This is a genomic window from Microbacterium sp. 18062 (genome assembly GCF_902706225.1).
Taxonomy (GTDB): domain Bacteria; phylum Actinomycetota; class Actinomycetes; order Actinomycetales; family Microbacteriaceae; genus Microbacterium.
Genome location: NZ_CACSKB010000079.1, coordinates 1 through 11,284 on the forward strand (window position 1 = coordinate 1; position 11,284 = coordinate 11,284).

General features: G+C 71.3%; 11 protein-coding genes. 9 read left to right on the top strand and 2 right to left on the bottom strand.

The window, feature by feature from the left end; translation table 11 throughout:
* Positions 1-320: 320 nt before the first annotated feature.
* From GVL03_RS18030 to GVL03_RS18065, 8 genes are all read left to right on the top strand, one after another.
* Positions 321-1,679, top strand: a complete 1,359-nt coding sequence (locus GVL03_RS18030; RefSeq protein WP_159502397.1) for an LLM class flavin-dependent oxidoreductase — start codon at positions 321-323, stop codon at positions 1,677-1,679.
* 29 nt (positions 1,680-1,708) lie between these two features.
* Positions 1,709-3,247: an ABC transporter substrate-binding protein gene (locus GVL03_RS18035; protein WP_159502398.1), complete on the top strand. Its 1,539-nt coding sequence runs from the start codon at positions 1,709-1,711 to the stop codon at positions 3,245-3,247.
* A gap of 69 nt (positions 3,248-3,316) precedes the next feature.
* Entirely contained in the window at positions 3,317-4,363 is a 1,047-nt protein-coding gene (locus GVL03_RS18040) for an ABC transporter permease (RefSeq protein ID WP_159502399.1), read from the top strand.
* A gap of 3 nt (positions 4,364-4,366) precedes the next feature.
* Positions 4,367-5,278: an ABC transporter permease gene (locus GVL03_RS18045; RefSeq protein WP_159502400.1), complete on the top strand. Its 912-nt coding sequence runs from the start codon at positions 4,367-4,369 to the stop codon at positions 5,276-5,278.
* Positions 5,268-6,092 carry an ABC transporter ATP-binding protein gene (locus GVL03_RS18050; RefSeq protein WP_159502401.1) on the top strand — a complete coding sequence of 275 codons (825 nt, stop codon included), beginning with the start codon at positions 5,268-5,270 and terminating at the stop codon, positions 6,090-6,092. The genes GVL03_RS18045 and GVL03_RS18050 overlap by 11 nt, the downstream gene beginning before the upstream one ends.
* Positions 6,085-6,954 carry an ABC transporter ATP-binding protein gene (locus GVL03_RS18055; protein WP_159502402.1) on the top strand — a complete coding sequence of 290 codons (870 nt, stop codon included), beginning with the start codon at positions 6,085-6,087 and terminating at the stop codon, positions 6,952-6,954. Before GVL03_RS18050 ends, GVL03_RS18055 begins: the two co-directional genes overlap by 8 nt.
* Complete coding sequence (locus GVL03_RS18060) at positions 6,951-8,309, top strand: NtaA/DmoA family FMN-dependent monooxygenase (protein ID WP_159502403.1); 1,359 nt, start codon at positions 6,951-6,953, stop codon at positions 8,307-8,309. Before GVL03_RS18055 ends, GVL03_RS18060 begins: the two co-directional genes overlap by 4 nt.
* A gap of 147 nt (positions 8,310-8,456) precedes the next feature.
* Positions 8,457-9,293 (top strand): alpha/beta fold hydrolase, encoded by an 837-nt coding sequence (locus GVL03_RS18065; RefSeq protein ID WP_159502404.1) that lies wholly within the window; start codon positions 8,457-8,459, stop codon positions 9,291-9,293.
* A gap of 243 nt (positions 9,294-9,536) precedes the next feature.
* Here GVL03_RS18065 and GVL03_RS18070 read toward each other — a convergent pair whose 3' ends face one another.
* Complete coding sequence (locus tag GVL03_RS18070; protein WP_159502405.1) at positions 9,537-9,872, bottom strand: hypothetical protein; 336 nt, start codon at positions 9,870-9,872, stop codon at positions 9,537-9,539.
* Between the two features lie 213 nt (positions 9,873-10,085).
* Between GVL03_RS18070 and GVL03_RS18075 the strand changes: the two genes are divergently transcribed.
* The gene (locus GVL03_RS18075; protein ID WP_159502406.1) at positions 10,086-10,265 is read left to right on the top strand and encodes a hypothetical protein; all 180 of its coding nucleotides are present in this window, start codon (positions 10,086-10,088) and stop codon (positions 10,263-10,265) included.
* Positions 10,266-10,426: 161 nt separating this feature from the next.
* Here GVL03_RS18075 and GVL03_RS18080 read toward each other — a convergent pair whose 3' ends face one another.
* Positions 10,427-11,227, bottom strand: coding sequence for an ABC transporter ATP-binding protein (locus GVL03_RS18080; RefSeq protein WP_159502407.1), 801 nt, complete (start codon positions 11,225-11,227; stop codon positions 10,427-10,429).
* Positions 11,228-11,284: the final 57 nt, after the last annotated feature.

Consider the following 11,284-nt stretch of genomic DNA (forward strand, 5'->3'; position numbering starts at 1 on the left):
TATAAGAGACGGGGGAGGCCGCGTGTCTCACTTGTGCAGCTTTCGGCCCGCATCCAGCTGCACAACCGAGACACGCGGCCTCCCCGTGCGACGTCCTGCTGCGCGCGTGTCTCGCTCATGCAGGAGTTGCGCCCCATCCCGCTGCACAAGTGCGACACGCAAGCGGGGGCGCTCGCGGTCCGGCCGGCTCGTGACGCACCGTGCGGCCCGCTCGCGAAACAAACCCACCCGACTGGAAACAAACCGAAATCTGTTCTGAGTTTTGTTCTCCTCTGGGCCAGACTCGCTCCGACACACGACATCGAGTGCGAGGAGCGATCATGGCCGGACGGCAGCTGAAGCTGGGCATCGCCCCGACGCCCACGGGCGGCCCGGGGAAGAACTACCAGTGGCTCGACCCCGAGATCCCGGGGGACGCCAGCGTCGACATCGACTGGTACATCGCCCAGGCACGGCTGGCCGAGGAGGCGAAGTTCGACTTCGTGTTCATCGTCGACAGCCAGTTCATCACCCCCGACTCGCCGCCCCACTACCTCAACCGGCTGGAGCCGCTGACGCTGCTGTCGGCGCTCGCGGTCACCACCCGGCACATCGGCCTGATCGGCACGCTGACGACCTCGTACAACGAGCCGTTCCACGTCGCACGCCGGTTCGCCTCGCTCGACCTGATCAGCAAGGGACGCGCGGGGTGGAACGTCGTCACCAGCGGAGACGCCGGCACGGCGGGCAACTTCGGCCTCGACGAGCACTACGACTACGACACCCGGTACGCCCGCGGCCTCGAGCACATCGAGGTCGTCCGGGGTCTCTGGGACAGCTACGAGGACGACGCGTTCCCGCGCGACCGCCGCACCCGCCTGTTCCTGGACCGGTCCCGCCAGCACGCCCTGAACCACCGCGGCGAGCACTTCTCGGTCGTCGGCCCGCTCAACATCGAGCGCTCCCGCCAGGGGCAGCCGGTCGTCTTCCAGGCCGGCGACTCCGAGCAGGGCCGCGATCTCGGCGCCCGCACGGCGGATGCCATCTTCACGTTCGCCGCATCGCTCGAGGCGGGCCAGGCGTTCTACCGCGACATCTCCGAGCGGGCGGTGGCCTACGGCCGCAACCCGGACGAGATCCTCATCGTCCCCGGCATCAGCGTGACGATCGGCGACACCGACGCCGAGGCCCGCGAGCTCGAGCGCACCCAGGGGCTCGCCGACAACGACTTCGACGCAGCCCTGGCGGAGTTCGGCCGCAGCTTCGGGTGGCACGACTTCCGCCAGTACGACCTGGACGCCCCGTTCCCCGACGTGCTGCACCACGCCGAGCGCAGCTTCCGCACCCAGTCCGAGAGGATCGTGGCGGTCGCGAAGGAGAAGGACCTCACGCTGCGGCAGACCGTCGAGCTCTTCTCGGGCCCGCCGCGGTCCCCGTTCACCGGCACCGCGGAGACGGTCGCGAACGAGCTGCAGCGCTGGTTCGAGGCCCGCGCGCTCGACGGCGTGAACATCCACACCGGCCACCCCGCGCAGCTGCGCCGGTTCATCGACGAGGTGCTGCCGATCCTCCGCGAGCGCGGCGTCGTACGCAGCGAGTACGAGTCCGACACGCTGCGCGGCAACCTCGGCCTGCCCATCCCCGAGAACGTCCACACCCGCGCGCGACGCGAGGCGGCCGACGCCGTCCCGGTCGCGTGACCCTCCCCACCCGCACTGGAGACCCCACCGTGACACTCACCGCATCGCGCCTCAGCCGCGCGCTCGCCCTCGCGGCCGCCCTAGCCCTCACGGCGACCGGCTGCGCCGCATCCGGATCCGCCGGCGGCGATGACGAGCCGACGACCCTGAAGTGGGCGTTCAGCCTGCCGACGTCGTGGGACCCGGTCACCAGCCGCACCGGGAACGACATCAACACGATCAGCCTCGCCTACGCGTCGCTCACCCGGCTCGACGAGACCGGCGACGTCGAGCCCGCCCTCGCCGAGAGCTGGGAGTACAGCGACGACGGCACCGCGGTGACCTTCACGCTGCGCGACGGGCTCACCTTCACCGACGGCACGGCGCTGGATGCGGCAGCGGTGAAGGACTTCTTCGATCGAGGAAAGACCCAGGAGGACTCCTTCCTGCGCGACCAGCTCGCCACCGTCGACGAGGTCACCGCCGACGGCGACACGACAGTGACGCTCCACCTCGTCGAGCCCGACTACCAGATCCCCTACCTCGTGGCCGGCCGCACTGGAGCCATCGCGAGCCCCACGGCGGCGGGCGAGGACCCGGCGAAGCTCGCGCTCTGGCCGGTCGGCGCGGGCCCCTTCCAGATCGTCGACTTCGTCGCCGAGTCGCACGCGACGTTCGAGAAGAACCCGGACTACTGGGATGCGGACAACATCCACATCGACCGGTTCGAGCTGACCGTCGCCCCGGATGCGGCGACGCTCGTCGCCGGCGTGCAGTCGGGCTCGATCGATGTCGCCACCCTGCCCGCGAACCAGGTGGAGGCCGCCGAGGCCGCGGGGCTCCCGGTGAGCATCGAGCCGTCGCTGTCGGCCAACGACGTCTCCATCAACCTGAACAAGGCGCCGTTCGACGACCCCACGGTGGTCGAGGCGTTCCGCTACGCGTTCGACCGTCAGGAGTTCGTCGACGTGCTGACCGCCGGGTACGGCAGCGTCACGCACCAGCCGTTCCCCGAGGGCTACCTCGCGTTCAACCCCGAGATCGAGGACCTCTGGGACTACGACCCGGACCGCGCCCAGCAGCTGCTCGCCGACGCCGGCTACGGACCCGGCGAGCTGTCGATCACGATCACCGCGGGGTCGTTCAGCGAGGCGGCCGCCGAGGTCGTGCAGGCCCAGCTCAAGAAGATCGGGGTCGAGTCGACGATCGCCGTCGTGCCGCCCGGCTCCTCCACCTGGCAGAGCGAGGTCTACATCGCGAAGAACCCGCAGCTGGCCGTCGACGGCACGATCGGGCGCGAGTCCCCCGTGCAGAACCTGCTGGCGACCTACGGCCCCGAGGGCATCATGAACCTCAGCGGCCCGCACGCGAGCACCGAGTTCCTCGACGCCCTCGACCTGGTCCGCAACACCCCGCTCGAGGATCCCGAGTACCAGCAGGTGCTGTGGGACGCCGTGCGCGCCGGGGTCGAGCAGTCGCCGACGAACTACCTCTACAGCACCCCGTGGATCATCGTGTCCGACCCGGCGCTGCAGAACCTGAACATCCTCCCCTCCCAGATCCGCTGGGAAGGCGTGACGTTCGAATGAGCACGGGGGCGGTGCGCGATCCGTCACGCACCGCCCCTCCCGTCGGGACACGCTGAGGAGAGGGACGACATGACGAGCACCCTGGTCGCGGCTCCGACCGCGCCGGCTGCGGCGACCGCCGCGCCCGGACGCGGTCCGCGCGCGGTGCGCCGGCACCACATGGCCGTCGCCGCGCGGTGGATCCTCGCGACGATCGCCATCGTCGTCCCGGTCTTCCTCTTCTCCACCCTCATCACGTTCCTGCTCGGCGCCGTCTCCGGGCTCGACCCCGCCGCCGGCATCGCGGGCGACGAGGCGTCGGCCGAGACCCTCGCCCGGATCAACGCGGAGTTCGGACTGGACCGTCCGCTGTGGGAGCAGTACCTGAGCTGGATGGCGGGGATCTTCCAGGGCGACCTCGGCATCTCCTGGTTCAACCGCGTGCCGGTGAGCGAGCTCATCTGGCAGCGTCTCGCGGTCAGTGCGTCGGTGGCGGGGTTCGCGCTGCTGATCGGGGTGGTGTTCGGCACGATCCTCGGGCTCGTAGCGGCGGTCAACCAGGGGCGCTGGATCGACCGGGCGGTCACGGCCTTCACCTCGATCGTCTCGACCCTTCCCCCCTTCGTCCTCGCGATCGGCCTGATCGTCGTGTTCAGCCTGTGGCTCAGGTGGCTCCCCTCGGCGGGATACGTGCCGCCGACCGAGAACGTCGGCATGTGGCTCGCCCTCATCACGATGCCCGCGATCGCCCTCAGCGTCGACGTCGTCGCCGATCTCGCCCGGCAGCTGCGCACGGGCCTGGTCCACGCGCTGTCCGAGAACTACGTCACGGGCGCCGTCGTCCGCGGCCTCGGGCCCGGCCGCATCCTGTTCATCCATGCCCTCCGCAACGGCGCGGGCCCCGCCCTCGCGGTGCTCGGCATGAAGATCCCCACCCTGATCGGCGGCGCCGTGGTCACCGAGACGATCTTCTCGATGCCGGGCTTCGGCATGCTGTCGGCTGACTCGGCGCTCCGCGGCGACGTGCCGGTCGTCCAGGGCAGCCTCGTGGTCGCGATCGTCTTCGTCCTCTTCGCGAACGTCGTCGTCAACATCGTGCAGGGCACGCTGCAGCCCGCATCCCGACGGAGGAGGTGAGAGGTGTTCCGCGACATCCTCAGATATCCCAGCGCCCGGATCGCCCTCGGCATCCTCGTGGGCATCGCGTTTCTCGCGGTGTTCGGCCCGCTGCTCGCACCCCAGGACCCCTACGTCCAGAACAGCGGCGCGATCCTGCAGGGACCGAGCGCCGAGCACTGGCTGGGCACGGATGCGGTGGGCCGCGACGTGCTGAGCCGCCTGCTGACCGGGTCGACCGTGTCGGTCGCGGCCGCGCTCGAGGCGGTGGCGGTGGGGCTCGTGCTGGGGGTGGTGCCGGGCCTGCTCTCGGTCTACCTCGGACGCACGGTCGAATGGCTCTCGCTGCGGTTCATGGACGCCCTCATCACGCTGCCGTTCCTCGTGTTCGCGATCGCGATGACGGCCCTGCTCGGCAACGGTCTCGCGCAGGCCATGTTCGCCGTCGGCATCCTCATCGCCCCCGGCTTCTACCGCGTGACCCGCTCGGCCGCGCTGAACGTGGCCAACTCCCCGTACGTCGAGGCGGCGGAGCTCCTCGGCGCGTCGACCGGATGGATCGTACGACGGCACGTGTGGCGCAAGGTGCTTCCCGCCGTCGCCGTGACCACGGCGGGACTCACCGGCGCGAGCCTGGTCATCGTCTCCTCGCTGACATTCCTCGGCATCGGCGTCGTTCCGCCCGAGCCGACCTGGGGCGGGCTGCTGGCGACGGACCTCCGCACCCTCTACCAGCGCCCGTTCGGGCCGTTCGTGCCGGCGGCGCTCATCATCGCGACGGTGTGGGCGCTGAACGCCATCGCCGACGTGCTGCGCGACGTCACGGGGCAGGCGCCCCGCCGCGTCCGGCGCCGTCGTGACGGCGGGGTGCCCGCGTCGGTCGACCCGCCCGGCCTCCAGCCCCGCGCCGAGGGGAGCCTCATCGATGTCCCCTGACCCCACCCCCCTGCTGTCGGTCCGCGACCTCCGCCTCGCGACGGCCGACCACGAGCTCGTGCACGGTGTCGGCTTCGACGTGCACCGCGGTCAGGCGCTCGGCATCGTCGGGGAGTCCGGCAGCGGCAAGTCGCTCACGTGCCGCGCGATCCTCGGCATCCTGCCGCGGGGTGTGGAGGTCGCGACCGGCTCCGTCCGCTTCGACGGCGCCGAGCTGATCGGCCGGCGAGACCGCGACTGGCGGGGGCTGCGCGGCATCCGCATCTCCGCGGTCTTCCAGGACCCGGCGTCGTACCTCAACCCGTCGATCCGGGTCGGCGCGCAGCTCGCCGAGACGCTCCGGGTGACCCTCCGGCTCGGCCGGCGCGCGGCGCGGGAGCGATCGCTCGAGCTGCTGGCGAGCGTCGGCCTGCACGACCCGCTGGCGGTGTCCCGCCAGTACCCGTTCGAGCTCTCCGGCGGGATGCTGCAGCGCGTGCTGATCGCGATCTCCGTGTCGGCGAGCCCCGAGCTGCTCATCGCCGACGAGGCGACCACCGCGCTCGACGTCACCGTGCAGGCCGAGGTGCTCGACCTGCTCGAGGACCTCCGCCGCGACCTCGGGCTCACGCTCATCCTCGTCTCGCACGACCTGGCCGTGGTCTCGCAGGTCTGCGACGACGTCGTCGTGATGCGCGACGGGAGCATCGTCGAGGCGGGGCCCGCGCCGGAGCTGCTCTCGCGGCCCCGGCACGAGTACACCCGCTCGCTCATCGAGAACCACCGCGAGTACGGGATCGAGAAGTTCCTCGGAACGGAGGCCATCGATGCCTGACCGGAGCACCATCCCCCTCCTCGACGTCTCGGGCGTCACCGTCGACTACGGCCACGGTCCGGCGCGCACACGCGTGCTGCACGGCGTGGACCTGACGGTGCAGCCGGGCGAGGTCGTCGGCCTCATCGGCGAGAGCGGCTCGGGCAAGACCACGCTCGCCCGCGCCATCCTCGGGCTCGTTCCGCTCACGCGGGGCGAGGTGCGGTTCGACGGGGCGCAGATCAGCGACCTCGGCGGCCGACGCCGGCGGGCCTTCCGCCGCAGCGGCGCCCTGCAGTACGTGTTCCAGGACCCGCTGCTCAGCCTCGACCCCGATCTGCCGGCGGGGGCGTCGGTGGCCGAGGGGCTGCGCGTGCGGGGCGGGCTCGCCCCGGCGACGATCGCCGAGCGGGTGACGGAGGCGTTCATCGCGGTCGGCCTCGACCCCGGTCTCGCGGACCGGCGGCCGGCCGCGCTCTCCGGCGGCCAGCGCCAGCGCGTCGTGGTCGCCCGCGCGCTCGTGCTCGAGCCCAAGCTCGTGCTGCTGGACGAGCCGGTGAGCGCCCTCGACTCGGCGAACCGCATCCAGATCCTGCGACTGCTCGACGGCCTCGGCGCGACCCGGAGCATCGCCCAGGTCTTCATCTCGCACGACCTGGGGTCGGTCGCCGGGATCGCCGGCCGCGTCGTCGTGCTGTACCGGGGGCGTGTCGTCGAGGACGGCCCGACCGAGCGCGTCCTGAACCGCCCGCAGCATCCGTACACGAAGCTCCTCGTCGGATCGGCGCCCACCCTCACCGCGGGAGCGGCGACGCGCGAGGACCGCCGGGCGCTGCGCGAGGCCCTCGCCGCCCACACCGACGCCGAGGCGGCGCAGCCGTGACCGGGCCGGATCGGCGACCGCTCGTCCTGGGCGCGGTCCTCGTCGGCGTCGGCGCGCAGGGGTCGGGCGACCTGTGGCGGCACCCCGAGGTGCCGACGACCGCCAGCGTCGACATCGGCTGGTACATCCGGCAGGCGCGCGAGGCCGAGGCGGCGCACTTCGACTTCGTGTTCATCGTCGACAGCCAGTACATCGATGCGGGGTTCCCGAACCATCATCTGAACCGCCTGGAACCGCTCACCCTGCTCTCGGCGGTGGCCGTGGCGACGGAGCGGATCGGCCTGGTCGCGACGGTCAGCACGACCTACAGTGAGCCGTGGGACATCGCCCGGCGCGTCGCATCCCTCGACCTCATCAGCGACGGCCGGGCGGCGTGGAACATCGTCACGAGCCAGGATCCGGGCACCGCGGGCAACTTCAGCCGCTCCGCGCACGGCGACTACTCGACCCGCTACCGGCGAGCGGCCGAGAGCGTCGAGGTCGTGCGCGGCCTCTGGGACTCCTACGAGGACGACGCGTTCGCCACCGACAAGGACGCCGAGCGCTTTCTCGATCCGAAGCGGCTCCATCGCCTCGACCACGTCGGCGAGTTCTTCTCCGTCACCGGTCCCCTCAACATCCGCCGGTCGAGACAGGGGCAGCCCGTGCTCGTGCAGGCGGGCACCTCGCCCGACGGGCGCGAGCTGAGCGCCCGGGTCGGCGAGATCGTGTTCAGCTTCGCCAAGACCGTGACCGAGGCGTCCGAGCTGCGTGCGGACGTCGAGTCCCGTGCCCGCGCACACGGTCGCGACGTCGACGACATCGTCTTCGTCCCGGGCCTGAACGTGGTCATCCGCGACACCGAGGAGCAGGCGCGCGAAGCCCACCGCCGTCAGCTCGAGACCGTGCCGGCGGAGAGCCTCCTGCCCGCGCTCAAACGGCTCTTCGGCGGGCTGGAGGTCGACGGACACGACCTCGACGCGCCGTTCCCCGCTCTGGATCCGGAGCGGGAGGGAGCGCTGGCGGGCGCACGCATCGTGCTCGAGCATGCACGCGCAGAGCGGCTCACGCTCCGCGAGACCCTGCGCACCCTTCAGACGCACTGGGCGCACGTCGTCGGGTCGCCGGCCACCGTCGCCGACGAGATCGAACGGTGGTACCGGAGCGGCGCGGCCGACGGCTTCAACCTGTTCGTGCACGACCCCGAGGACTGGGCGCGCTTCCGGAGCGACGTGGTCCCGCTGCTCGTCGAGCGCGGGCTGTTCCGCGCGGACTACGCCGGCGCGACGCTGCGCGATCACCTCCGACTCCCGGTTCCCGAGAACCGGCACACCGCCGCACGTCGCGCGTCCCTCGCCGAGTCGCTCGTCCGCTGACGCCACCGCCGGCCGCCCCTGCGGATCGGCCCGCGCATTCCGGCGAGTCGGGCCGGGCACGGCGGGCCGACGGCACGGGGGCTAACGGGCGATCTGCGGCCCGTCAACCCGCCCCCGCGCATGCGCGCCGGTGACCAGCATGGGCTCATGAGCGAGATCACCGCACACCACGGCCTTCTGAAGAACATCGAGCTGCACGTCGATGACACCGGCGGTCCCGGGCGTCCTGTGGTCCTCATCCACGGCTGGCCACTCTCGGGCGAGTCGTGGTCGGAGCAGGTGCCCGTCGTCGCCGGCGCCGGCTATCGCGTCGTGACCTACGACCGCCGCGGCTTCGGCCGCAGCAGCAAACCGCACGGCGGGTACGACTACGACACGTTCGCCGACGACCTCGCGAAGGTGCTCGAGGAGCTCGACCTCACCGACGCCACGCTCGTCGGGTTCTCGATGGGCGGCGGAGAGGTCGCCCGCTACCTCACCCGCCACGGCAGGGACCGCATCCGCAGCGTCGTGTTCGCCGCCGCGGTGACGCCGTACCTCGCGCAGACCGAGGACAATCCCGAGGGCCCGCTGACGGATGCCGCCGCCACTGCGCAGGCGACGGCGCTCCGCACCGACCCGGACGCGTTCTACGACGACTTCACGCGGGAGTTCTTCTCCGTCGACGGTGAGCTGATGGTGACCGAGCAGCAGCGCCTGCAGGCGCTCGCCCTCGCACACGAGGCCGACCACCACGCCGCGCTCAAGGCGCAGGAGGCCTTCGCCACGACCGACTTCCGCGACGACCTCGAGCAGGTCGACGTGCCGGCGCTCGTGCTGCACGGCGACAGCGACGCCATCGTGCCGCTGGAGGGATCCGGGGCGCGCACCCACCTCGCGATCGCCGCGAGCGAGCTCGAGGTGATCCTCGGTGCGCCGCACGGGCTGAACGTCAGTCACGCAGACGCGTTCAACGAGCTGCTGCTCGGGTTCCTCGCCCGATAGCGCCGGACGGACGCGGACGGGGTGCCGCACTCGGCGCGGGATCGGGTGCCGTATCGGGCGCGGAAGCGGGATGCCGCATCCGGCACGCACTGATTCGGGACCCGACCCCGCCTCGGGCACTGAGCACGACGCCGAGGTCACGCTGTCGGACGTCGAGGGCACGACCCACCAGGTCGACGTGCAGGTCGCGAACTCCCCCGACGAGTGGCGGGACGGTCGTCGGCGAGGGTCGCCGACCGAGGGTCAGATCCCCGCGCGGGCTCCCGGGACGATGCGCACGGCGGCCTCGTCGAGCGAGATGTGCAGACCGCCGGACGAGCTGGCCGCCACCGCCAGCTCCTGCAGCCACTGCGGGTCGAGCACCTCGGGCTCGGCGACGTCGAAGACGATCCGGAGCGGGATCGACGGATGCATCCAGAGGGTGCTGCGACCGCCGGCGACGTCCGCGGGATGACGCCAGGAGAGCGTGAAGCTCTCACCGCGGCGCAGCTTGGTGGCGACGACGACCTTGACGTGCGCGAGCAGGCGGTCCGGGATGTCGATCGGCTCCGCATCGTTTCCGTAGTAGAGGTTTCCCACCGCACCAGACCTTCCGTCCCGGTCCGCGCGTGCAGGCCGTGACCAACAGTAGTTCAGTGGGCGGACACCCGGACGCAGGAGAGCTCGAACCCTCGCTGACCGACACCTCGTCTCGAGCAAAGGACTCCCCTGACTCACCAGCCCGCTCCCGGCGTCGACTACCCGGGCAAGACCCTCGGCATCGTCGGACTCATCGTCGCGATCCTCTTCAACGTGATCGGCCTGATCATCTCGGCGATCGCGTTCAGCCAGTCGAAGAAAGCCGGATACAAGAACACCCCCGCCCTCGTGGGCATCATCATCGGCGCCGTGCTGGTCGTGATCGGGATCGTGGTCACGATCGTCGTGGTCATCGCCACGGTCGCCGCGGTGAACACCGGCTACTCCGGCTGACCCGCGTCCGCACCCGCGACGGCGCCCCAGAAGGCACCCCTCCCGCGATGGCACCTGTTTCCTGAAGCGGCTACCGAAGCTTCGAGCGCCCCATTCCAGGATTCCGGCGCCATCGCGGGATGTGAGCGGACGGACGCGTCTCCGCGAGCCCGCGTCGAGGCTCAGCTCGGCAGGGCGGTACGCGGCAGGGCCCTGCGCGGCAGCACGACCGGGCAACCCGTGTCGGGGTCGGGGATCACCCGCGCCGACACCCCGAACACCACCTCGATCAGCTCGGCGTCGACGATGTCGCGCGGACGGCCCTGCGCGACGATCGAGCCGTCCCGCATCGCGATCAGGTGCGTGGCGAAACGCGCGGCGTGGTTGATCTCGTGGAGAACGGCCACGACGGTGCGCCCTTCGGCGCGCAGCCGCGACACCAGCTCGAGCACCTCCAGCTGGTGTCCGATGTCGAGGTAGGTCGTCGGCTCGTCGAGAAGCACGACCGGGGTCTCCTGCGCCAGCACGAGCGCGATCCACACCCGCTGCCGCTGGCCTCCCGACAGCTCGTCGACGTGCCGGTCCGCGAGATCGACGACGTCGGTCGCAGCCATCGCCTGCGTCACCGCCGCCTCGTCTTCCACGGACCACGTCGACAGGACACCCTGGTGGGGATAGCGCCCGCGACCGACGAGATCGGCGACCGTGATGCCGTCGGGAGCGATCGACGACTGCGGCAGCAGACCGATGCGGCGCGCGACCTCCTTCGTCGGAAGGTCCCGGATGCTGCGCCCGTCGAGCAGCACGGATCCCTCCCTCGTGGGCAACAGGCGAGCGAGCGCGCGCAGCAGCGTCGACTTTCCGCACGCGTTCGGGCCGACGATGACCGTCAGCTCTCCCTCGAGCACGTCGAGATCGAGCCCGTCGATCACCGCGCGATCGCCGTATCCGACCTTCAGCCCTCGCGTCTGCAGGCCGCTCATGGGTGCCCCTCTCCGTCCGTCCGCACGAAAGCCGTGATCCGCCCGTCCCCGGGCGCG

What these genes read in the sequence shown, in the direction of transcription:
- GVL03_RS18065 (WP_159502404.1), top strand. Translation starts at nt 8,457, where the DNA reads ATGAGCGAGATCACCGCACACCACGGCCTTCTGAAGAACATCGAGCTG.
- GVL03_RS18030 (WP_159502397.1), top strand. Translation starts at nt 321, where the DNA reads ATGGCCGGACGGCAGCTGAAGCTGGGCATCGCCCCGACGCCCACGGGC.
- GVL03_RS18050 (WP_159502401.1), top strand. Translation starts at nt 5,268, where the DNA reads ATGTCCCCTGACCCCACCCCCCTGCTGTCGGTCCGCGACCTCCGCCTC.
- GVL03_RS18040 (WP_159502399.1), top strand. Translation starts at nt 3,317, where the DNA reads ATGACGAGCACCCTGGTCGCGGCTCCGACCGCGCCGGCTGCGGCGACC.
- GVL03_RS18055 (WP_159502402.1), top strand. Translation starts at nt 6,085, where the DNA reads ATGCCTGACCGGAGCACCATCCCCCTCCTCGACGTCTCGGGCGTCACC.
- GVL03_RS18080 (WP_159502407.1), bottom strand. Translation starts at nt 11,227, where the DNA reads ATGAGCGGCCTGCAGACGCGAGGGCTGAAGGTCGGATACGGCGATCGC.